The organism is Streptomyces sp. NBC_00122 (genome assembly GCF_045160845.1).
Classification (GTDB): Bacteria; Actinomycetota; Actinomycetes; order Streptomycetales; family Streptomycetaceae; genus Streptomyces.
Genome location: NZ_CP108191.1, coordinates 1,988,474 through 2,010,717 on the forward strand (window position 1 = coordinate 1,988,474; position 22,244 = coordinate 2,010,717).

At 72.8% G+C, this 22,244-nt stretch carries 15 protein-coding genes; 7 read left to right on the plus strand and 8 right to left on the minus strand.

Annotation, left to right across the window (positions count from 1 at the left end; translation table 11 throughout):
* Positions 1-252 precede the first annotated feature (252 nt).
* Positions 253-3,576, plus strand: coding sequence for a S8 family serine peptidase (locus OG737_RS09415; RefSeq protein WP_328925749.1), 3,324 nt, complete (start codon positions 253-255; stop codon positions 3,574-3,576).
* A gap of 308 nt (positions 3,577-3,884) precedes the next feature.
* On the plus strand, positions 3,885-4,913 hold the full coding sequence (locus OG737_RS09420; protein WP_328925750.1) for an aspartate-semialdehyde dehydrogenase: 1,029 nt from the start codon (positions 3,885-3,887) through the stop codon (positions 4,911-4,913).
* Positions 4,914-4,967: 54 nt separating this feature from the next.
* Here the strand turns inward: OG737_RS09420 and OG737_RS09425 are convergent, their stop codons facing one another.
* On the minus strand, positions 4,968-5,468 hold the full coding sequence (locus OG737_RS09425; RefSeq protein ID WP_328925751.1) for a DUF1203 domain-containing protein: 501 nt from the start codon (positions 5,466-5,468) through the stop codon (positions 4,968-4,970).
* Between the two features lie 138 nt (positions 5,469-5,606).
* Here OG737_RS09425 and pepN point away from each other — a divergent pair, with 138 nt between their 5' ends.
* On the plus strand, positions 5,607-8,189 hold the full coding sequence (gene pepN / locus OG737_RS09430) for an aminopeptidase N (protein WP_328925752.1): 2,583 nt from the start codon (positions 5,607-5,609) through the stop codon (positions 8,187-8,189).
* 199 nt (positions 8,190-8,388) lie between these two features.
* Here pepN and OG737_RS09435 read toward each other — a convergent pair whose 3' ends face one another.
* The 4 genes from OG737_RS09435 to OG737_RS09450 form a co-directional block, all read right to left on the minus strand.
* Positions 8,389-9,291: a LysR family transcriptional regulator gene (locus OG737_RS09435; RefSeq protein ID WP_328925753.1), complete on the minus strand. Its 903-nt coding sequence runs from the start codon at positions 9,289-9,291 to the stop codon at positions 8,389-8,391.
* 10 nt (positions 9,292-9,301) lie between these two features.
* On the minus strand, positions 9,302-10,228 hold the full coding sequence (locus tag OG737_RS09440) for a DMT family transporter (RefSeq protein ID WP_405921404.1): 927 nt from the start codon (positions 10,226-10,228) through the stop codon (positions 9,302-9,304).
* Positions 10,229-10,270: 42 nt separating this feature from the next.
* Positions 10,271-11,212: an EamA family transporter gene (locus tag OG737_RS09445; protein ID WP_328925755.1), complete on the minus strand. Its 942-nt coding sequence runs from the start codon at positions 11,210-11,212 to the stop codon at positions 10,271-10,273.
* Positions 11,213-11,281: 69 nt separating this feature from the next.
* Positions 11,282-12,553 (minus strand): MFS transporter, encoded by a 1,272-nt coding sequence (locus OG737_RS09450; RefSeq protein ID WP_405921405.1) that lies wholly within the window; start codon positions 12,551-12,553, stop codon positions 11,282-11,284.
* 106 nt (positions 12,554-12,659) lie between these two features.
* On the opposite strand from OG737_RS09450, the gene OG737_RS09455 reads away from it, so the two are divergent.
* The gene (locus OG737_RS09455) at positions 12,660-13,160 is read left to right on the plus strand and encodes a MarR family transcriptional regulator (protein ID WP_328925757.1); all 501 of its coding nucleotides are present in this window, start codon (positions 12,660-12,662) and stop codon (positions 13,158-13,160) included.
* Positions 13,161-13,264: 104 nt separating this feature from the next.
* On the opposite strand, the gene OG737_RS09460 is transcribed toward OG737_RS09455, so the two are convergent.
* Both OG737_RS09460 and OG737_RS09465 read right to left on the minus strand, forming a co-directional pair.
* Positions 13,265-13,501 (minus strand): hypothetical protein, encoded by a 237-nt coding sequence (locus OG737_RS09460; protein WP_328925758.1) that lies wholly within the window; start codon positions 13,499-13,501, stop codon positions 13,265-13,267.
* A gap of 107 nt (positions 13,502-13,608) precedes the next feature.
* Positions 13,609-15,651, minus strand: a complete 2,043-nt coding sequence (locus tag OG737_RS09465; protein ID WP_328925759.1) for a 4-alpha-glucanotransferase — start codon at positions 15,649-15,651, stop codon at positions 13,609-13,611.
* Between the two features lie 262 nt (positions 15,652-15,913).
* Between OG737_RS09465 and OG737_RS09470 the strand changes: the two genes are divergently transcribed.
* Complete coding sequence (locus OG737_RS09470) at positions 15,914-18,910, plus strand: beta-N-acetylglucosaminidase domain-containing protein (protein WP_328925760.1); 2,997 nt, start codon at positions 15,914-15,916, stop codon at positions 18,908-18,910.
* A 57-nt stretch (positions 18,911-18,967) separates the two neighbouring features.
* Here the strand turns inward: OG737_RS09470 and OG737_RS09475 are convergent, their stop codons facing one another.
* Positions 18,968-19,504: an HNH endonuclease gene (locus OG737_RS09475; protein WP_328925761.1), complete on the minus strand. Its 537-nt coding sequence runs from the start codon at positions 19,502-19,504 to the stop codon at positions 18,968-18,970.
* Between the two features lie 297 nt (positions 19,505-19,801).
* Here OG737_RS09475 and OG737_RS09480 point away from each other — a divergent pair, with 297 nt between their 5' ends.
* Both OG737_RS09480 and OG737_RS09485 read left to right on the plus strand, forming a co-directional pair.
* Complete coding sequence (locus OG737_RS09480; RefSeq protein ID WP_405921406.1) at positions 19,802-20,881, plus strand: mechanosensitive ion channel family protein; 1,080 nt, start codon at positions 19,802-19,804, stop codon at positions 20,879-20,881.
* 135 nt (positions 20,882-21,016) lie between these two features.
* Positions 21,017-22,234 (plus strand): ROK family transcriptional regulator, encoded by a 1,218-nt coding sequence (locus OG737_RS09485; protein ID WP_328925762.1) that lies wholly within the window; start codon positions 21,017-21,019, stop codon positions 22,232-22,234.
* Positions 22,235-22,244 lie beyond the last annotated feature (10 nt).

The following is a 22,244-nucleotide window of genomic DNA, read 5'->3' on the forward strand; positions in this document are numbered from 1 at the left end:
GTCGATCCCTGACAGAGCCCTGGTCCAGTCCTGACATGCAGTCGGGAAGTCGACAAATACACTCATCAGCCACTGGGTTCATCCAGTTCTGCCCCGGTACGGCCTCGCTGGCGGATATCCCGCACTGGCGAGAGTCCGCCATGACAGGTCTCGGTCAAGACAAGGCTCCCCAAAGAGCTGTCGCGTGAGGAAAGCTGACCGGTCATCCGGCACCGAAATCCGGACCGTTTCTTTCACTTACCAGGGATGCTGATGACCCTCGAATCCCCCAGCTCCATACCCGGGGCCAGACGCGCGGCGCGCGTCGCGGCCGCGGCCGGCCTGGTCGCCGCTCTCGCGGCCACCGGCGCCGCGCCCGTCTTCGCCGCCTCGGGCGCCGACAAGCCCGGCACCAACCCGGCCGTGAAGTCCGCCGATCAGAAGATCGGTTCGGCCGACGCAGAGCTGCTCCAGGAGGCGAAGGCCAAGGGTGACGCGACTGTCACCGTCATGGTCGCGACCGCCCCCGGCCAGACCAAGCAGGTGGCCGACCAGCTCGACGCCGTCCAGGGCGCCTCGGTGGGCCGGACGTACGACAAGCTCGGCTACGTGCGCGCCACCCTGCCCACCGGCAAGGCGGAGGCCGCGCTGAAGGCGGCGGCCAAGCTGTCCTCGGTGCACGGCATCGACCTGCGGCACGAGATCCAGCTGCCGGACCCGCGCCCCGACACCCACGGCGAGTCGGGCGCGGTCAAGAAGACCGCGGCCGAGACGTACGCGGCGCCGGACAAGAACACCCCGGCGAAGAACCCGTACAACCCGTCCTTCGAGACGGGCGCGGTCGACTTCGTCGCGAAGAACCCGCAGGCCGACGGCCGCGGCGTGACCATCGGCATCCTGGACTCGGGCGTCGACGTCAGCCACCCGGCCCTCCAGAAGACCACCACCGGCGAGCGCAAGATCGTCGACTGGGTGACCGCGACCGACCCGATCGCCGACGGCGACGCCACCTGGCGCGCCCAGATCACCCCGGTCACGTCCACCGGCGGCACCTTCACCGCGGGCGGCCAGAGCTGGAAGGCCCCGGAGGGCAGCTTCCAGTGGAGCCGCTTCAGCGAGTCGATCACCGCCAACGGTGACATGAAGGGCGACGTCAACCGGGACGGGGACACCACCGACCGGTTCGGCATGCTCTACGACGTCGCCGCCGGCACCGTCCGCGTCGACACCGACCAGGACGGCGACTTCACGAACAACGAGCCGATGAAGCCGTACAAGGACGGCTACCAGATCGGCTGGTTCGGCACGGACAACCCGGCGACCGACGTCGCCGAGCGCATCCCGTTCGTGATCGAGATCCGCAAGGACGTCCCGATGGACCCGCTGGGCGGTGACTGGGTCGGCAAGAAGGCCGACTTCGTCAACGTCGGCATCATCGAGTCCGAGCACGGCACGCACGTCGCCGGCATCACCGCCGCGAACAGCCTGTTCGGCGGCAAGATGAACGGCGAGGCGCCCGGCGCGAAGATCGTCTCCTCGCGCGCCTGCACCTGGTCCGGCGGCTGCACCAACATCGCGCTGACCGAGGGCATGATCGACCTCGTCGTCAACCGCGGCGTCGACATCATCAACATGTCGATCGGCGGCCTCCCGGCGCTGAACGACGGCAACAACGCGCGCTCCGAGCTCTACACGAACCTCATCGACACCTACGGTGTCCAGCTCGTCATCTCGGCGGGCAACGAGGGCCCCGGTGTCAACACCATCGGCGACCCCGGCCTCGCGGACAAGGTCATCTCCGTGGGTGCCGCCGTCTCCAAGGAGACCTGGGCCGCCAACTACGGCTCCGGCGTGACCAAGAAGTACAACATGTTCCCCTTCTCCTCGCGCGGTCCGCGTGAGGACGGCGGGTTCACCCCGACCATCACCGCCCCCGGCGCCTCGATCAACACGATCCAGACCTGGCTGCCCGGCGCCCCGGTGAAGGAGGCCGGCTACAACCTGCCGGCCGGTTACGGCATGCTCCAGGGCACCTCGATGTCCTCGCCGCAGGCGGCGGGCGCCAGCGCCCTGCTGATCTCGGCCGCCAAGCAGCAGAAGATCGCGCTGACCCCGGCGTCCCTGCGCACCGCGCTCACCAGCAGCGCGAAGAAGATCGAGGACGTCCCGGCGCACGCCCAGGGCTCGGGCCTCATCAACGTCATCGGCGCGTGGGAGTCCATCCAGCGCGGCGCGAAGGCCAACGACTTCACGGTCAAGGCGCCGGTCGACACCGCGATCGACCAGTTCCTGAAGAACCCGGGCTTCGGCACCGGCCTGTACGACCGCGAGGGCGGCCTCAAGGTCGGCCAGAAGAAGGTCTACAACGTCGTCGTCACCCGCACCACGGGCGTCAAGTACGGCACCCGGCACAACCTGAGCTGGCGCAACAACGACGGCACCTTCAAGGTCATCGGCGGCTACGACTACGTCACCCTGCCGCTGAACAAGCCCGTCACCATCAAGGTCGAGGCCAACGCCAAGTCGGGCGGCGTCCACAGCGGCATCCTGCAGCTGGACGACGAGACCACCGAGGGCATCGACAAGCAGATCCTGACGACCGTCGTCGCGGCGACCCCGCTGGCGACCCCGTCCTTCGCCCTGTCGGACACCTCCTCCGTGCAGCGCAACAGCCACAAGTCGTACTTCGTGACCGTCCCGGCGGGCGCGAAGACCCTTGAGGTCGCCCTCGGCGGTCTCGCGGCGGGCAGCCAGACGCGCTTCATCTCGATCCACCCGTACGGCGTGGGCGTCGAGGACAGCGCGACGACCCAGTGCTACCCGAACTACGACAACCCGGCGAACAAGTGCCGCCCCGACCTGCGCTCGTACGCCGACCCGCAGCCGGGCGTCTGGGAGATCGAGGTCGAGTCGCGCCGTACGTCGCCGCTGCTCGACAACCCGTTCAAGCTGGACGTCTCCGTGCTCGGCGCGGCCTTCAACCCCGAGGTCGCGGAACTGGCCGAGGTCAAGGTGGGCACCCCGGCGCCGGTCCAGTGGGCCATCAGGAACGAGGCTTCGGCCATCTCCGGCGGCAAGCTCCAGGGCGGCCAGCTGGGCTCCGCGAAGGTCGCCGTGCCGACCATCGCGACCGGTGAGACCCAGACCAGCGAGGTCACGATCGGCGCGGGCGTCTCCCGCCTCGACATCTCGATCGGCAAGGTCTCCGACACCGCCGCCGACCTCGACCTCGAGGTCTACAAGGACGGCGTCAAGGTCGGCTCCTCCGCCGACGGCGACTCCGAGGAGGCCGTGAGCCTGGCCGACCCGGCCGCAGGTACCTACACCGTCAAGGTGATCGGCTACGCGATCCCGTCCGGCTCCACCACGTACGACTACCGCGACGTGTACTTCTCGGACGCCCTGGGCAACGTCCTGGTCGACGACAGCGCCGCGGTGAACCTCGCCAACGGCGCCACCGCGACCGTCTCGGCGAACGTGCAGGTCAACGGCGCGGCCCCCGAAGGCCGGCGACTGTTCGGCCAGGTCCACCTGCTCAACGCCCGCGGCACCGCCGCCGGCACCGGCTACGTGAAGATCGAGAAGGTCAACCCGTAACGGCGACCGCCTGAAGGAGGGGCCGGTGCTCGCGACGAGCACCGGCCCCTTCGCGTTGCCCGCCGCCGGATGTTCCCCCTACGGTCCGCCGCGCCCGGATACCGGACATTCCGGATCGGCTGCCAACCCGCTCCGACCTGGTGAAACGGGCCTGCCAGGGTCGTGCGACACTCCCCTCCACACAGCCGTCGCGGGGTTCACATTCCGGACACCGTCCGTTCCTCGGACAATGGATTGGACAAGGCTCGTGGGGTCGAACGCATGATGGTTCCACGCGCGCCCGCGTCGTACGTACCAAAGGAGTCACCGTGAGGGTCGGAATCGTCGGAGCCACCGGACAGGTCGGCGGAGTCATGCGCGGCATCCTCGCCGAGCGGAAGTTCCCGGTGGACGAGCTGCGGCTGTTCGCCTCGGCCCGTTCCGCGGGCTCCACCCTCGAATGGGAGGGCCGGGAGATCACCATCGAGGACGCGTCCACGGCCGACTACTCCGGCCTGGACATCGTGCTCTTCTCCGCGGGCGGCGCCACCTCCAGGGTCCTCGCCGAGAAGGTCGCCTCGCAGGGCGCCGTCGTGATCGACAACTCCTCCGCCTGGCGCGGCCACCCCGAGGTCCCCCTCGTCGTCTCCGAGGTCAACCCGCACGCGGTTCGCAACCGCCCCAAGGGCATCATCGCGAACCCGAACTGCACGACCATGGCCGCGATGCCGGTGCTGCGCCCGCTCCACGAAGAGGCCGGCCTGTCCGCGATGATCGCGACCACCTACCAGGCCGTGTCGGGCTCGGGCCTGGCCGGTGTCGCCGAGCTCAAGGGCCAGGCCTGCGCGGTCTCCGAGGCCGCCGACCAGCTGACCTTCGACGGCGGCGCGGTGGACTTCCCGGAGCCGGCCGTCTACAAGCGGCCCATCGCCTTCAACGTCGTCCCGCTCGCGGGCTCGATCGTGGACGACGGGTCCTTCGAGACCGACGAGGAGCAGAAGCTCCGCAACGAGTCCCGCAAGATCCTGGAGATCCCGGAGCTCAAGGTCTCGGGCACCTGCGTGCGCGTGCCGGTCTTCTCCGGCCACTCCCTCCAGATCAACGCCCGGTTCGACCGCCCGATCAGCGTCGAGCGCGCCTACGAGCTGCTGAAGGACGCTCCGGGCGTCGAGCTGTCGGAGATCCCGACCCCGCTCCAGGCCGCCGGCAAGGACGCCTCGTACGTGGGCCGCATCCGCTCCGACGAGACGGTCGACAACGGCCTCGCGCTGTTCCTCTCGAACGACAACCTGCGCAAGGGCGCGGCCCTGAACGCGGTCCAGATCGCCGAGCTCGTCGCCGAGGAGCTCCGCGGCTGATCCCGGTCGTACGGCTGAGGGGCGGCACCGTGACGGTGCCGCCCCTCAGCCGTGTCAGGGCCTGCGCACCTCGAAGAGGAAGCAGCCGAACTCGACGGCCCGCACGTGCACGAGGGCCACCTCGGGATCGGCGAACGCCTCGTCGAGGGCGCGGTCGACGACGCCGTCCGGCTCCTCGCCGAGTTCCAGCACCCGGCCCCCGAGGATGTGCCCCCGGGCGCTGTACCGCCGGGCGGTGCGCCGCACGCCCGGCCCGGCGAACGGATACGCTCCGCCGCCCGCCGGACCGCCGCAGTCCTCCGCGTGGATGAAGACGGGCCCCTGCTCGTCGTACGCGCCCGGGTCCGCGCCGGCCGCGGCGGCCCAGCGCCGCAGTGGTGCGTACGAGACGAGCGCGATCCGCTCACCGGCGGCACTCGGCCGCAGGCAGCACCTCAGCGGCGCGCCGCCCTCCTCGTCGGTGTACGGGACGCGGCCGCGCCCCGCGTCGTCACGTGCCCGGAGCTCCGCGAGCGCCGCCGCCCCGATGGGCCTTGCCTTATGTCCGATGCTCATGCCCACCAGGGTCCCCGCGGGCGGCGGCCCTGTCCGGCAGGTTTCCGACCTCGCGTTCGCCCGTGGATTACTCCGCCACGGTGGCCCGGGCCTCGTGGAAAGATGACGGACACCGTCACCATCGAAGGAGATGAACGCGTGCCAGGCACGAATCTCACCCGTGAAGAGGCTCAGCAGCGGGCAAAGCTGCTGACCGTCGACTCCTACGAGATCGAACTCGATCTCAGCGGCGCGCAGGAGGGCGGCACGTACCCGTCCGTGACCACCGTGCGCTTCCAGTCGGCCGAGGCCGGGGCCGAGACCTTCATCGACCTGGTCGCCCCGGCCGTGCACGAGGTCGTCCTGAACGGCAAGGCGCTGGACGTCGCCGCCGTCTTCCGGGACTCCCGCATCGCGCTGGCGGGTCTCGCCGCCGGATCGAACGAGCTCCGGGTCGTCGCGGACTGCGCGTACACCAACACCGGCGAGGGCCTGCACCGCTTCGTCGACCCGGTCGACCAGCAGGCCTACCTGTACACCCAGTTCGAGGTGCCGGACGCGCGGCGGGTCTTCGCCAGCTTCGAGCAGCCCGACCTGAAGGCCACGTTCCAGTTCACCGTGACGGCCCCCGAGGGCTGGACGGTCATCTCGAACTCGCCGACGCCGGAGCCCAAGGACCGGGTGTGGGCCTTCGAGCCGACCCCGCGCATCTCCTCGTACATCACCGCGCTGATCGTCGGCCCGTACCACGCCGTGCACAGCTCCTACGAGGGCCGGGACGGTCAGTCCGTGCCGCTCGGCATCTACTGCCGCCCCTCGCTCGCCGAGTTCCTCGACGCGGACGAGATCTTCGACGTGACGCGGCAGGGCTTCGACTGGTTCCAGGAGAAGTTCGCGTACGACTACCCGTTCGCCAAGTACGACCAGCTCTTCGTGCCGGAGTTCAACGCGGGCGCCATGGAGAACGCGGGCGCGGTCACCATCCGCGACCAGTACGTCTTCCGCTCGAAGGTGACGGACGCGTCGTACGAGCTGCGCGCGGAGACCATCCTGCACGAGCTCGCCCACATGTGGTTCGGCGACCTCGTGACCATGGAGTGGTGGAACGACCTGTGGCTGAACGAGTCGTTCGCCACCTACACCTCGATCGCCTGCCAGGCCTACGCGGAGGGCTCGAAGTGGCCGCACGCGTGGACCACCTTCGCCAACTCCATGAAGACCTGGGCGTACCGGCAGGACCAGCTGCCGTCCACCCACCCGATCATGGCGGACATCCGTGACCTGGACGACGTCCTGGTCAACTTCGACGGCATCACGTACGCCAAGGGCGCCTCGGTGCTCAAGCAGCTCGTCGCCTACGTCGGCATCGAGCCCTTCTTCAAGGGCGTGCAGGCGTACTTCAAGGCGCACGCGTTCGGGAACACGCGCCTGTCCGACCTGCTCGGCGCCCTGGAGGAGACCTCCGGCCGCGACCTGACCGCCTGGTCGCAGGCGTGGCTGGAGACCGCCGGCATCAACATCCTGCGGCCGGAGATCACCACCGACGCCGCCGGTGTCATCACCGCCTTCGCCGTCCGCCAGGAGGCCCCGGCCCTGCCGGCGGGTGCGAAGGGCGAGCCGGTCCTGCGCCCGCACCGGATCGCGATCGGCCTGTACGAGCTCCAGGACGGCCGCCTCGTGCGCACCGACCGGATCGAGCTGGACATCGACGGCGCGCTGACGGCGGTGCCGGAGCTCGTGGGCCGCACCCGGCCGGCCGTCGTGCTGCTCAACGACGACGACCTGTCGTACGCGAAGGTCCGCCTGGACGAGGCCTCCCTCGCCAACGTCACCGCGCACCTCGGCGACTTCACCGAGTCCCTGCCGCGCGCGCTGTGCTGGGCGTCGGCCTGGGACATGACGCGCGACGGCGAGCTCGCCACCCGCGACTACCTGGCGCTGGTCCTCACGGGCATCGCCAAGGAGTCCGACATCGGCGTCGTCCAGTCGCTGCACCGTCAGGTGAAGCTCGCCGTCGACCTGTACGCCGACCCGGCGTGGCGCGAAGAGGGCCTGGCGACCTGGACCGAGGCCACGCTGGAGCACCTGCGCGCGGCCGAGCCGGGCAGCGACCACCAGCTGGCGTGGGCTCGTGCCTTCGCGGCCACGGCCCGCACCGAGGGCCAGCTGACCTACCTTTCGGCGCTGCTGGACGGCGCGGCCGAGATCGAGGGCCTGGTCGTCGACACCGAGCTGCGCTGGGCGTTCCTGGAGCGCCTCGCCGCGACGGGTGTCGCCGGTGAGGCGGCCATCGCGGCCGAGGTGGAGCGGGACTCCACGGCGGCGGGCGAGCGCCACGCGGCGACCGCCCGGGCCGCGCTCCCGACGGCGGAGGCCAAGGCCGGGGCGTGGGCCTCGGTGGTGGAGTCCGCCGACCTGCCGAACGCGGTGCAGGAGGCCGTGATCGGCGGCTTCGTCCAGAGCGACCAGCGCGAGCTGCTGGCCCCGTACGCCGAGAAGTACTTCGCGGCGGTCAAGGGGGTCTGGGAGACCCGCAGCCACGAGATCGCCCAGCAGATCGCGGTGGGCCTGTACCCGTCCCTGCTGGTCTCCCAGGAGACCCTGGACGCCACGGACGCCTGGCTGGCCTCGGCCGAGCCGAACGCGGCCCTGCGCCGCCTGGTCTCGGAGTCCCGCTCGGGCGTCGAGCGTGCGCTGAAGGCCCAGGCGGCCGACGCGGCCGCCGCTGCCGCTCAGGTCTAGGGGCCCCGAACCCCCGCGCCTCAAACGCCGGCGAGGCTGGAAGATCCAGCCCGCCCGGCGTTTGAGGGCACGGGCGCGGAGCGCACGTACGGGGTCCGGGGCGGAGCCGCGGGGAAACGGCGAAAGGGCGGAGCGGGGAGACGGCTCCGCGCAGCGGCGGCCCGCACCCCGCGGTCGGGGTCCGGCGGGCGCGCAGGCGTCACCGCCGGGCCGACGCCGCCTCGCGCAGGGCCGTCAGGACGTGGGCCAGCGCGGGAGCGGACTCGGCGCCGCGCCGGACCGCCGCGATCACGTGCCGGGTCGGGCGGTCACCGGCGAGCACCCGTACCACTGCCCCCGAGGCACGGCTCGACACCATGCGGGGGACCAGCGCCACGCCCATCCCCGCCTCGACCATGGCCAGGATCGCGGTCCAGCCGGACGCCGAGTGCGCCTGCTCCGGGACGAAGCCCGCGGCCTCGCAGGCACCCCGGGCGATCTCCGACCAGGGGTCGCTGCCCCCGTAGATCCAGGGGTCGCCGGACAGGTCCGCCAGCCGCAGCTCCGGCGCGGCCGCCAGCGGATGGCCCGGCGGGAGCGCCACGTCCAGCGGGTCCTCCAGGAGCGGCACCCGGGTGAACCGGGGATCCCGGGCGGTCGGTGCGTGGGCCGCCAGTGACAGCGCCACGTCCACGGCTCCGGCCGACAGCAGCTCGTACGACTCCGCCGCCTCCGTCTCCCGCACCCGGATCTCCACCCCGGGGTGCGACCGCCGCAGCGCCGCCACCGCCGGAACGACGAGCGCCGGCACTGCGGTGGAGAAGGCGCCGACCCGCACCTCCCCCGCGTCCCCGGCGAGATAGTCGGCCAGTTCCGCGTCGGCCCGCTCCAGCTGCGCGAACACCGCCTCCACGTGCCGCAGTACGAGATGCGCGGCGTCGGTGAGACGGACCCTGCGGCCCTGCGCCTCCAGCAGCACCACCCCCAGCTGGCGGGCGAGGTTCGTCAGCTGCTGCGAAACGGCCGAGGGCGTCATGTGCAGCGCCTCGGCCGTCGCGGTCACGGTCCCCTGTTCGGCGAGGGTCCGCAGGATCCGCAGCTTCTTGATGTCCCACTCGGTCATGGGCCCGAACCTACCGCCGGGCACCCAGGCCCACTCCGCCCAGGATCAGCGCCATGCAGAGCAGCTGCGCCGGTCCGGTCGCCTCGCCGAGGAGCAGGAAGCCGAGGATCGCCACGCAGACCGGCTGGAGGTAGTAGACGACTCCGGCACGGGCCGCTCCGATGATCGAGATGGCCTTGTTCCAGGCGAAGAAGGCGACCGCCGAGGAGAACACGCCGACGTACAGGAGGGGTCCGACCGTTCCGGCGGTGAGCTCGAACCCGCCCTGGACGGAGAGGGAGACGGCGTAGACCGGTGCCAGCATCAGCGCGCCGAGCACGAAGGTGGTGATCAGGAAGGCCAGGCCGCCCAGTTCGGCGGGCTTGCGCTTGAGCAGTGCGCTGTACGTGGCGAAGGAGAGGGCGGCGGCGAACATCCACAGGTCTCCGGCACCGAAGTCGAAGCCGAGGGAGCCGTCGCCGACCAGCAGCAGCACGCCGAGGGCGGCGAGCAGCAGGCCCAAGGTGCGCCGGGCGCCGAGCCGTTCGCCGCCGAGGCGGGCGTAGAGCGCCATGACGACCGGCGAAGCGGCCATGATCATGCCCATGTTGGAGGCGGAGGTGGTCAGGCCGGCCTGGTGCACGAGGGTGTTGTAGAGGGCGACGCCGAACAGGGCGGCGAGGGCGATGAAGCCGAGGTGCTTGACGATCAGGGCCCGCTGCTGCCAGGCCTGACGGGCGGCGAAGGGGGCGACCGCGAGGGTGGCGATGATCCAGCGCCAGAAGACCGCCTGGACGGGCGGAACGCTGTCGGCCATCCCCCGGGTGGCGACGAAGCTGCCGGACCAGACGACCGTCGCGAGCAGGGCGAGGAGTACGCCGAGTCCGGCGGCCCCCTTCTTCCCCGGCGCTGCCGGCTTGCCTTGCGAAACGGCGCGGACGCGGTCCATGACGGCCACTGTGTGTTTCCCCCTCGGGGTCGTTGTCCGTTGTCGAGGGGACTACCGTCGCACCCGCTCATCGCCCAGGTCCATCGAAATGTTTCGATCGATCTGTTCAGCTGAACTGAAAGATTCCGCCTTCCCGGCCGTACGGGCGGCAGCGAGCTGACCGGCGACGGTGGCTCCGAAGGCGATCGCCATGCCCACCAGCTGTACCGGGGTCAGCGCCTGCCCGAGGGCGGCCCAGCCGATGACGGCGGCGGTGAGCGGGGAGAGCGGCGAGAGCAGGGTGACCGAGGTGGCGCTGAGCTGCCCGATGCCGCGGAACCAGAGCCAGTACGCGATACCGGTGTTGATCAGCATCATGTAGCCGTAGCCGAGGAAGGCCTTGCCGTCGAGCACGGGCGGCGCCCCTTCGACGAGCGCGGCGACCGGGATGATGACCAGACCGCCCGCGACGAGCTGCCATCCGGCCACGGCCAGCGGGCCCACGCCCTCGGGGCGGCCCCAGCGCTTGGCCATGACCGTGCCCGCGCCCATGGAGGCGGAGGAGATCACGCCGGCGACGATGCCGACGAGGTCGAGTCTGGCCTCGGCGGTGAGGACGACCATGCTCACGCCGAACGCCCCCGCGACGGCGGCGAGTACGGTGCGCAGTCTCGCCCGTTCCCCGAGGACGAGGGCGGCGAGTCCTATGACGAACAGCGGGCCGACGGAGCCGAGCACGGCCGCGACCCCGCCGGGCAGGCGGTAGGCGGAGAGGAACAGCAGTGGGAAGAAGGCGCCGATGTTGAGGGTGCCGAGGACGGCGGACCTCCACCACCACCGGCCCTGGGGCAGGGTGCGGGCCAGGGCGGTCAGCAGCAGTCCGGCGGGCAGGGCCCGCATCACCCCGGTGAACAGGGGCCGGTCGGGCGGGAGCAGCTCGGTGGCCACGAAGTAGGTCGAACCCCAGGAGACGGGGGCGAGGGCGGTCAGGGCGACGGTGGCGAAACGCTTCATGGTGATGGCTCCTCGATCGGGTGAGGAAGAGGGGAGGGAGGAAGGAGAAGGAGGAACGGCGGGAGCGGCTCAGGCGGCGGCGTGCGCCGGCACGCGCGGGGCGGCGGCCGGCGGCTGCGCGTACACGGCCCCGGCGGGCAGGTGCCGTTCCAGCCGGAGCAGCGCGAGGGCGGCGCCGAGCGCGGCGACGGTCAGGACGGCCCAGGGCAGGCGGCCGTCGACCGAGAGCAGCGCGGTGAAGAGGGAGGGCGCCAGGGCGCCGGCCAGCGAGTAGGACAGCTGGTAGGTGGCCAGGTAGCGGCCGCGGACGGCTTCGGGTGCCGCGGAGACCGACAGGGCGCCCCCGGAGGGGCTGTGCACCAGTTCGCCGACGGTGTAGACGACGACGATGAACAGCAGGGCGACGAGTGTGACGCCCTGGCCGGGGCGGAGCGTCCCGAGCACGATCTGCCCGACGAAGGCGGCGGCGAAGAGCAGTGCGCCGAGGGCCGCGGAGCGGGTGCGGCGGGCGCCGGAGCGGCGGACCCGGCCCGCGATCAGGACGCCGACACCCGCGCACAGGACGGTGTTGACGGTGAACGCGGCTCCGGTGAGGGAGTCGGGGGCCGTCAGCCAGGTGGAGAGGTAGAGCGGGAAGAGCACGGAGAGGGCGGAGTACCCCAGCGCGGTGAGGAAGTTGGCGGCGGTGAGCCCGAGGAAGGGCCGGTCCCGCAGCACCGTCCGGTAGCCGGCGGGCGCCCGCCCCGGGGCGCCGGCCGCGGCCGCGCGCACCGGGCGGACCCGGCCGACGAGCAGTCCGGCGAGGGCGAAGGCCAGGGAGTTGGCCCAGGCGGTGTACGTGAATCCGCCGGTGCCCCACAGCGCCAGCACCCCGGACACGAGCAGGGCGCCCGCGCCCATCCCGGCGTTCTGCAGGGCCCGGGTGGAGGCCTGGAGCCGGTCGCGGGCGGCGCCGTGCGCGACCTCCCCGATCAGGGACTGCTGGACGACGCCGAAGGACCGGTCGGCGAGGGCGGTGACGAGGGCGACCGCGGCGAAGGCGGGCAGGGAGCCCGCGAGGGGATAGAGGGCGAAGCCGAGCGCCCGTATCCCGTAGAGCACCAGGTTGACGTTCTTGGCGCCGAACCGGTCGACGGCCGTGCCGGCCAGCGGCATGAAGGCCAGCCCGGCCACCCCGGTGACGGTCATGACCAGGCCGACCAGGGTGAAGGAGAGCCCCGTCACGTGGTGGAAGAAGACCAGCGAGAACGGGACGTACATGCCGATCCCGACCGAGCTGATCCCGATGCCGAGGAGCAGGGACCGCTCCCCCGCCACCCGTACCTCGCCGACTGCCTTCATGTCGTCCCCCCACCAGAATCGCTTGCTTGAAAGTAGCTTAGCCTTAAGCTACTTTTCGTCAAGCTACTTTCTTGCGAACGACCGATCGGAGCCGGATACTCCAGCCATGAAGGACGAGAAGGACGAGAAGGACGCCGTCGACGCGATCATCGGGCAGTGGGCCGTGGTGCGCCCCGACCTGGAAACGGCCCCCATGGCCGTCTTCGGCCGCATCTACCGGATCGCCAGGGCCATGGGCGACGCGATGGAGGAGGCCTACGGCCGCTACGGCGTCTCGCGCGGGGAGTTCGACGTCGTCGGTACGCTGCGCCGCTCCGGGGCGCCGTACACGCTCTCGCCCCGCCAGCTGTCGGCCACGCTCATGCTCACCACGGGCGGCATGACCGGGCGTCTGGACAAGCTGGAGAAGGCCGGGCTGCTCTGCCGCAAGCCCGATCCCCACGACCGGCGCGGGCTCCAGGTCACGATCACCGACCGGGGCCTCGCCCTCATCGACGAGGCCGTCTCCGCCGGCCTGGAGGTACAGCGCGCCGCGCTCACCGGCCTCAGCGACGAGGAGGTCAAGGTGCTCACCGGCCTGCTCCGCAAGCTGATGGCCGGGGTCTGAGGACACGACAAGGCGCCGAGGGTCGCCACACGGCCGATCGTGTCGGTCGTGCGGACCCCCGGCGCCCGGAAGTCATGCGGTCCGGCCCGCCGGGCCGGACCGGGTCAGCCTTGCTGCTGCTTGTGCGACTTGTCGAGGACCATCACGAGGCCCGTGATGACCAGGAAGAGCACGATCGGCAGGGCCACGTACAGGCCGAGCGTCTGGCCGATGCTCAGGCCCGTGCCCGGGTCGTCGCCGTCGTCACGGGTCAGCGCCAGGGCGGGAGACGTCATCAGCAGCATCATCAGCGTCGTTCCGGCCGTGACGGCGCCGGCGCGCAGAGCGTTCTTCTTGTCCACGGTGCAAACGTAGCGAACAGCCGAACGGGCCGCGCGCCCGGGGGTGCCGTACGGGGTCACCCGTCCTCGCCGCCCCTCTTTCCCGCCCCTCCTCCCCGCCCTCCTCGTCACCCCTCCTCGGCGAGCCCCTTCCGTACCGCGCTCAGCAGGGCGTTCGCCCGTGGCGAGGCGGTCAGCTCCTCCAGGGTCAGCGGGCGCCCCGTGGCATCGGCGACCGGGAGCCGCCAATTGGGGTACTGGTCCCAGGTGCCCGGCAGGTTCTGCGGCCGCCGGTCCCCCACCGCGTCCGGCAGCCAGACGCCGACCAGCCGCGCGGGCGTGCGCAGCAGGAAGGCGTACAGGGCCCGTACGGCGGCCTCCTCGCCCTTGGCGTCCAGGCCGAGGTGGTCCAGTACGGCCAGCCACTCGGCGGTGTCGGCGGCGTCCTCGGCCCGTTCCAGCCCGACCTCGCGGGTCAGCAGCCCGAGCCGGTGGCGCAGTTCCACGTGGCTGCCGGCGAGCTTGGCGGCCGTGGGCGGGAGATCGTGGGTGGTGGCGGTGGCCAGGCAGTCGGCCCGCCAGTCCCGCGGGGCGAGGGGGTTCCCGCCGCCGGCCCAGTCCCGCTCGAACCAGAGCACCGAGGTCCCGAGCACCCCGCGCCGTGCCAGCGCCCGGCGCACCCGCGGCTCCACCGTGCCCAGGTCCTCGCCGATGACCAGGGCCCCGGCGCGATGGGCCTCCAGCACCAGGATCGCCAGCATGGCCTCGCCGTCGTAGCCGACGTACGTGCCTTCGGCGGGCGTGCTCCCCTCCGGGATCCACCAGAGCCGGAACAGGCCCATGACGTGGTCGATCCGCAGGGCGCCCGCGTACCGGAACACCCCGCGCAGCAGGGCCCGGAAGGGTGCGAAACCGGTGGCCGCCAGCCGGTCCGGGCGCCATGGGGGCAGGCCCCAGTCCTGGCCGCGCGCGTTGAAGGCGTCCGGCGGGGCCCCGACGGAGATGCCTCGGGCGTGGAAGGGTCCGGTACGGGCGTCCGAGCCGTCGGGATGCACCCCGACGGCCAGGTCGTGCACGATGCCGACGGCCATGCCGGCCTCCCGGGCGGCCTGCTGGGCGGCGGCGAGCTGAGTGTCGGTCAGCCAGACCAGCCAGCGGTGGAAGTCGAGCCGCTGACCGGGGTCCTCGCCGGCCGCCGCCGCGCACCACGCGGCGTGCTTGTCCAGCGGCGGACCCTGCCCGGCGCGGAACTCGCCGTAGGCGGCCTCCCGTTCGGGCGTGCGCGGGACGGCGTACAGCAGCTCCAGGGCGGCCCGCTTGAGCGCCCAGACGGCGTCCCGGTCGATCAGCGCGCCCTTCTCCAGCACCTCGCGGCGCAGCTCACCGCCCCGGGCGGCGAGTTCGGCGAGGGCCCCGCGGTCGGGGCAGCGGGCGTACTCGGGCACGTCCTCGACGCGCAGGTGGACCGGGTCGGGGAAGCGGCGGGAGGAGGGCCGGTAGGGGGACGGGTCGGTCGGGGTGCCGGGCACGGCCGCGTGCAGCGGGTTGACCTGGATGAAGCCGGCGCCGTGGGTGTGTCCGGCCCACCGCGCGAGGTCGGCGAGGTCGCCCAGGTCGCCCATGCCCCAGGAGCGCTCCGAGAGGAGGGAGTAGAGCTGGACGAGCAGCCCGTGGGTGCGCTCGGGCGCGGCGGGGGCCCGGTCCGGGGCCGCGATCAGGGTGGCTTCGGCGGTGCGGCCGTCGGGCAGGGTGGCGGTCATGCCGTGGACGCCCAGGGGCAGCCCGTCGGGCAGCGGCTCCCCGGGGCCGGTCAGCCACTCGGCGGCCGCGTGCGGCGCCTCGTCCGGTACGCCCCGTGCCTCGTCCGGTGCCTCGTCCGGTACCTCCTGCGGCTCCAGGCGGATCCGGGTACCGGGCGGCAGGGCGGCCAGCGCGGACGGCGGCGGTTCGCCCGCCCAGCACACCAGCACGGACGGGAGCAGCCGGGTCTCGGCCTCCCGCTGCGCGTCGGCGAGGTGCCGGCGGACGTCCTCGGGGGTGTCGGTGGCCATGCCGAGCAGCCCGAGCACGGTGGCGACCGTGGCCCGCGGGACCTGGACGGTGACGTCCGCGGCGGGCTGGTAGGCGGTGGCGATGCCGTGCAGGGCCGCGAGCCGGGCCAGGTCGTCCATCTACGGGCACTCCTTCGTGCGTGATGGTGGGTCAGAAGGTTGTACAGCTGCGGTGTTCACCGCTCCTAGCCGAGTGGGCGCTCCGCGACCCCGTTCACCCAAACGAGATACCCGAGGGCCGACCGGCCATCCCTCGCCGCCGTGGTCCGCCCGCTGTGGCCGAATCCACAAAACGACTTCTCGGATTGACACATGAGCCGCACGGGTGGTGGGCTCGGGCTCATTCGTACGGGTGGGGGACGTCTCGCGACGAGGAGACTCTGTGCAGCTGAGGGGCAGCAAGCGGGCGACGGCTGCCGTCGCGGTGCTCGGCACACTGCTGGGCGGAGCCGTGGCGTCCTCGCCTCCGGGGGCCGTTTCGGCGCCGTCAGTACCGTCCACACCGGGCGGCTCCGGTACAGCGGCCAAGGAGGCGGCTGCCGCCTCCGCCCCCGGACCCCTCCTCGACCCGGGAGCCGACACCCCGCGCACCGCGGCCGAGGGCCCGGCCGTGTGGCCGCGGCCGCAGTCGATGGCCGCCGACCCGGCGCGCGAGGTGCCGCTGGGCGCGGAGGCCGTGCTGGTGGCCCCGTCCGACGCGGATCCGCACGCGGTCCAGGTGGTCCGGGACGCCCTGCGCGCGGCGGGCGTGCGGACCGTGCACGAGCGGGCCCCCGGGGCGCCGCTACCCGAGCGGGGCACCGTGGTACGGCTCCAGGGCCCCGACGCGCAGGAGGCACTGCGGGCGCTGGGCGCGGCCGAAGCCCGCGATCTGCCGGAGGGGGGCTACCGGCTGGCGGTGGGCAAGCCCGGCGGCCGGGACACGATCGCACTGGCCGGCGTAGGGGAGGACGGGCTGTTCCACGCGGCGCAGACGCTGCGTCAGCTGCTCGCGGCGGGCGGCGGGAAGGCGCCCGGCGTGCTGGTTCGGGACTGGCCCACGGCGCCCGTGCGCGGGATCGCCGAGGCGTTCTACGGGCAGCCCTGGACGCAGGAGCAACGGCTGGCGCAGCTGGACTTCATGGGCCGCACCAAGCAGAACCGGCTGCTGCTCGCGCCCGGTGACGACGTGTACCGGACGACGGCCTGGCGCCAGGAGTACCCCGCGGAGCAGCAGGAGGAGTTCCGGGCGCTGGCCGAACGGGCCCGCGCCAACCGGGTCGTCCTGGGCTGGGCGGTGACCCCCGGCCAGTCGATGTGCCTGTCCTCCGTGGGCGACCGGGCGGCGCTCGCGCGCAAGCTGGACGCGATGTGGGAGCTGGGCTTCCGGGCCTTCCAGGTGCAGTTCCAGGACATCAGCTACACCGAGTGGGGCTGCAAGGCGGACCGGGAGCGGTTCGGGAAGGGCCCGGCCGCGGCCGCGAAGGCGCACGCGGAGGTCGCGGCCGAGCTGGCGGCGCACCTGGCCGCACGGCATCCGGGGGCGGCGCCGCTGTCGCTGCTGCCGACGGAGTTCTACCAGGAGGGCGCCACCGCCTACCGGACCGCCCTGTCCGCCGCGTTGGACCCGCGGGTGGAGGTGGCCTGGACGGGCGTGGGCGTGGTGCCCCGCACGATCACCGGCAGGGAGCTGGCCGGGGCGCGCTCGGCGCTGGGCCACCCGCTGGTCACCATGGACAACTACCCGGTGAACGACTGGGATCCGGGCCGGATCTTCCTCGGACCGTACGCGGGACGCGATCCGGCGGTCGCGGGCGGCTCGGCGGCGCTGCTGACCAACGCGATGCCGCAGGGCACGCTGTCGCGCATCCCGGTCTTCACGGCGGCGGACTTCGCCTGGAATCCGCGCGGCTACCGGCCCGGGGAGTCCTGGGCGGCGGCGGTGCGCGAGCTGTCCGGCCCCGACCCCCGCACGCGCGAGGCGGTCGCGGCGCTGGCCGGGAACACGGCCTCGTCCGGTCTGAAGATGGAGGAGTCCGCGTACCTGAAACCGCTCGTCGAACAGTTCTGGAAGGCGCGGGCGGCGGGCGACCCGGCGGCCGGCACCGAACTGCGCAAGGCGTTCACGGTCCTTCGCGAGGCCCCCGGCCGACTGCCGGCCCTCTCGGACGAGGCGGGGCCCTGGCTGGAGCGGCTGTCGCGCTACGGAGCGGCGGGCGAGCTGGCGGTCGACGTCCTGCGGGCCCAGGCCCGCGGCGACGGCGCGGCCGCCTGGCAGGCCACGCAGGCGCTGGCGCGCGCCCGGCAGGCACTGGCCGAGACGGGCCCGGCCACGGTGGACAAGGCCGTCCTGGAGCCCTTCCTGGCGAAGGCGACGGCCGAGGCGGACGCGTGGACCGGGGCCGGCCGTCAGACGGGCGAGGTGACGAAGGACGCGGGCGCCTGGACCGTACGGCTGGACGGGCAGCGCCCGGTGGTGGCGGTGACGGTGACGACCGATCCGTTCCCGGCCGGGGTCCGGGGCGCGGCGGTGGAGGCCCACGTACCGGGCGAGGGCTGGCGCAAGGTCGGCGACGCCGCGCCGTCGGGCTGGACCCAGGTGGACACGGCGGGGCTGCGCGCCGACGCGGTACGGCTGTCCTGGGCCGGGACCGCGCCCACCGTGCACCGGGTGGTCCCCTGGCTCGGGGACGGCCCCCGGGCCGGCTTCGAGCTGAAGGACGGGGGCGCGGTCGACGCCGAGATCGGCGGGGCCGCGCGGCCGCTCTCGGCGGAGCTGTCCGCGCTGGGACCGGGCGAGGTCCGCGGACGGCTGTCCGCGCGGCCGCCGCAGGGCATCGAGGTCCGGCTGCCGCAGAACGCCGTGGCGCCGCGCGGCGGGCGGGTGACGATCCCGTTCGAGGTCGCGGTCGCGCGGGACGTGCCGCCCGGCACCTACCAGGTGCCGGTGGTCTTCGACGGGGAGGCACGCACGTTGACGGTACGGGCGGTGCTCCGCACCGGCGGGCCGGACCTGCTGCGCACGGCGCGGGCGAGTTCTTCGGCGAACGAGACGCCCGCGTTCCCGGCCTCGGCGGCCGTGGACGGCTCCTCGGCCACACGCTGGTCCTCGCCGCCGGTGGACGGCGCGTGGTGGCAGGCGGAGCTCCCGGCCCCGGCCCGGATCGGCCGCCTGGACCTCCACTGGCAGGACGCCCATCCCTCGTCCTACCGTGTGGAGACCTCGGTGGACGGGCTGACCTGGCGGCCGGCCGCCACCGTGGCGGCGTCGGCGGGCGGCCGTGAATCCTTGCGCCTGGACGCCCCCGGGACCCGCTTCGTGCGCGTCACGTGCGACACCCGCGCGACGCGCTACGGCTGCTCGCTCTGGTCGGCGGAGGCCTACGCGGTCACCCCGTAGCCCTGCGGGCCCGGCGTCCTGGGGCTCGGCCCCAGGACGCGGGGTCAGGACGCGGGGTCAGGACGCCGCGACGCCGATGCGGTCCAGGGCGTCCTCGGCCCCGTACGGCTGGAGGTACGGCATCCACCGCGGATCCCGGTGCCCCGTCCCGATGATGCGCCAGGCCAGGCCCGACGGAGGCGCCGGCTGGTGGCGCAGGCGCCAGCCGAGTTCCAGCAGGTGCCGGTCGGCCTTGACGTGGTTGCAGCGGCGGCACGCGGCGACGACGTTGTCCCACGCGTGCTGGCCGCCCCGGCTGCGGGGGATGACGTGGTCGACGCTGGTGGCGACGGCGCCGCAGTACATGCAGCGACCGCCGTCCCGGGCGAACAGGGCGCGCCGGGTGAGCGGAACGGGCCCCCGGTAGGGGACCCGCACGAAGCGCTTGAGCCGGACCACGCTGGGCGCGGGGACGGCTCTGGTCGCGCTGTGCAGATAGGCGCCGGATTCCTCCAGGGAGACCGCTTTGTTCTCCAGGACGAGGACGAGCGCGCGGCGGAGCGGTACGACGCCGAGCGGCTCGTACGACGCATTGAGGACCAGGACGTGCGGCACGGACTGCCTCCTTGTACGCCGGCGGCGCGTGGCTCGCGCCGGGACGATCTGCTCTCCAGTCTCTCCTTACGGCTGGTCGAAGCGCCACCACGAGCCCGTAACGGGTCCGAGGTGTTTTCAACCACACCCACGTCATCCCCACGTGAGTCTGGTCTCTCCCTCGAACACCGACCCCCTAACCAAATACGGCGACAGGAATGCCCCGTTAGTGTGGTTGGTCTGCCCGCACTCCCCGGATCCCGTCCGGGGTACACCCCGAGTCCCGCGGGCGGACCGCTACACCTGGAGGTTCCCGCCGTGCCCTGGCCTGCCGCCCTGCTGCCCCTGGCAACAGACACCCCGGACGCGACCACGACGCTCAAGGAGACGCACGAGAGCGTCACCGAAGCCGCGAGCTTCATCGAGGAGAACTGGGCCACCTGGCTGAGCATCGGACTGCGCATCCTCCTCATCGTCGTGATAGCGGCGGCGCTGCGCTCGGTGGTCCGCAAGGCGCTGACCAAGCTCATAAACCGGATGAACACCAGCGCCGAGGCGGTCGAGGGCACGGCGCTCGGCGGGCTGCTGGTCAACGCCGAGCGGCGCCGCCAGCGTTCGGAGGCGATCGGTTCGGTACTGCGTTCGGTCGCCTCGTTCCTGATCCTCGGCACGGCCGCGCTGATGGTGCTGGCCGCACTGAAGATCGATCTGGCCCCGCTGCTGGCGAGTGCCGGTGTGGCCGGTGTGGCGATCGGTTTCGGTGCCCGGAACCTGGTGACGGACTTCCTCTCCGGCGTGTTCATGATCATGGAGGACCAGTACGGCGTCGGCGACAAGATCGACGCGGGCGTGGCCTCGGGCGAGGTCATAGAGGTCGGCCTGCGCGTGACCAAGCTGCGGGGGGACAACGGCGAGATCTGGTACGTGCGCAACGGCGAGATCAAGCGGATCGGCAACCTCAGCCAGGGCTGGGCGACCGCGGGCGTGGACGTCCACGTCAAGCCGACGGAGAGCCTGACCCGGATCCGCGAGGTGGTCCAGGAGGTCGCCGACACCCTGGCGAAGGAGTCCCCTTGGGACGAGCGCCTGTGGGGTCCGGTGGAGGTGCTGGGCCTGGACGAGGTGCTGCTCGCCTCGATGACGGTGAAGGTGTCGGCGAAGACGATGCCCGGCAAGCAGTTCGCGGTGGAGCGGGAGCTGCGCTGGCGGATCAAGGAGGCCTTCGACGCGGCGGGCATCCGGATCATCGGCGGTCCGCCGGTCGCGGAGGCGGACGAGGAGGAGGCGGACCCCGCGACCGCCGTCGCCGCGCCGTCCGCCCTGGCGAACCCGGCTTCCCCGCAGTCGCTGGCCACCGCCCCGATCCCGCCGCAGAACGGCCCGCGGATCACCAAGTAACCCCCGAAGGCGCTCCCCGCTGCCCCGCAGGCCATTCACCGGAATGTCAGCCTGCGGGGCAGCGGCATTGACACGGCGCGAACACCAATAGGAAACTTACTTAACAGTTGACCTCGGTGAGGGAGAGAGCGCACCATGCCCGCCGCCACGCCCGGAACGCCCAGCCTCTTGCGCGCCATGAACGACCGGGCCGCTCTTGAGCTGCTGCTGACGCACGGCCCGCTGTCCCGGACCAGGATCGGGCACCTGACAGGGCTGTCCAAGCCCACCGCCTCCCAGCTCCTGGCCCGCCTGGAGGCCGCCGGGCTCGTCGTGGCCACCGGCACCGACGGCGGCCGCCCCGGCCCCAGCGCCCAGCTCTACGCCGTCAATCCCCGGGCCGCGTACGTCGGCGGGCTCGACGTCACGCCGGGCCGCGTACTGGCGGCCGTCGCCGACCTCACCGGCACGGTGACCGGCACGCACGAGGTCCCGTACACGGAGGGCAAGGACGCCGTCGAACAGGTCGTCGAAGCCCTCGGCGGAGCCGTCAAGGCCGCCGGACTGCACCTGTCCGACCTGCACCGGGCGGTCATCGCCACCCCGGGCGCCTTCGACCCGCAGACCGGCCGGCTGCGCTACGCCAGCCACCTTCCCGGCTGGCACTCCCCCACCCTCCTCGGCGAGCTGGCGGCGGCCCTGCCGATGCCGGTCGAGTACGAGAACGACGTCAACCTCGCCGCCGTCGCCGAGCAGCGCCTCGGCGCGGCGCGCGGCCACGAGGACTTCGTCCTGCTCTGGAACGAGGAGGGCCTCGGCGCCGCCCTGGTGCTGGGCGGCCGGCTGCACCGCGGCTGGACCGGCGGCGCCGGCGAGGTGGGCTTCCTGCCCGTGCCGGGCCACCCCCTGGTCCGGCAGGTCACGCGGGCCAACACCGGCGGCTACCAGGAACTGGCCGGCGCCCAGGTGGTACCCGGGCTCGCCGCGGAACTGGGCGTCGAGGCCCCACCGCTCCCCGCCTCCGAGGGCTCGCACAGCCCGGAGGTGGCCGCCGCCGTCGCGCTGCTCGGGCAGGCCGCGGCCACGCCCGAGGGGGCGCACCTGCGCTTCCTCCAGGCGTACGCCACCCTGCTCGCCACCGGTCTCGCCTCGCTCGTCGCCGTGCTGGACCCGGAGATCGTCGTGCTGTCCGGGGCCGTGATCGCCGCCGGCGGCGACTCCCTCCGCGGCCTGCTGGAGGCCGAGCTCGCCGAACTGGCACCGTCCCGGCCCCGCCTGGTCTCCGGCGAGGTACCGAAGGGGCCGGTGCTGCGCGGTGCGCTGGAGAACGCGCTGGCCGCCACCCGCGACGAGGTGTTCGACACCTCCCGCTGAACCGTCCCTC

Excerpts from the sequence above, each read along its gene's own strand:
- OG737_RS09415 (WP_328925749.1), top strand. The coding sequence starts at position 253 with ATGACCCTCGAATCCCCCAGCTCCATACCCGGGGCCAGACGCGCGGCG.
- OG737_RS09425 (WP_328925751.1), bottom strand. The coding sequence starts at position 5,468 with ATGAGCATCGGACATAAGGCAAGGCCCATCGGGGCGGCGGCGCTCGCG.
- OG737_RS09435 (WP_328925753.1), bottom strand. The coding sequence starts at position 9,291 with ATGACCGAGTGGGACATCAAGAAGCTGCGGATCCTGCGGACCCTCGCC.
- OG737_RS09445 (WP_328925755.1), bottom strand. The coding sequence starts at position 11,212 with ATGAAGCGTTTCGCCACCGTCGCCCTGACCGCCCTCGCCCCCGTCTCC.
- OG737_RS09450 (WP_405921405.1), bottom strand. The coding sequence starts at position 12,553 with ATGAAGGCAGTCGGCGAGGTACGGGTGGCGGGGGAGCGGTCCCTGCTC.
- OG737_RS09455 (WP_328925757.1), top strand. The coding sequence starts at position 12,660 with ATGAAGGACGAGAAGGACGAGAAGGACGCCGTCGACGCGATCATCGGG.
- OG737_RS09465 (WP_328925759.1), bottom strand. The coding sequence starts at position 15,651 with ATGGACGACCTGGCCCGGCTCGCGGCCCTGCACGGCATCGCCACCGCC.
- OG737_RS09485 (WP_328925762.1), top strand. The coding sequence starts at position 21,017 with ATGCCCGCCGCCACGCCCGGAACGCCCAGCCTCTTGCGCGCCATGAAC.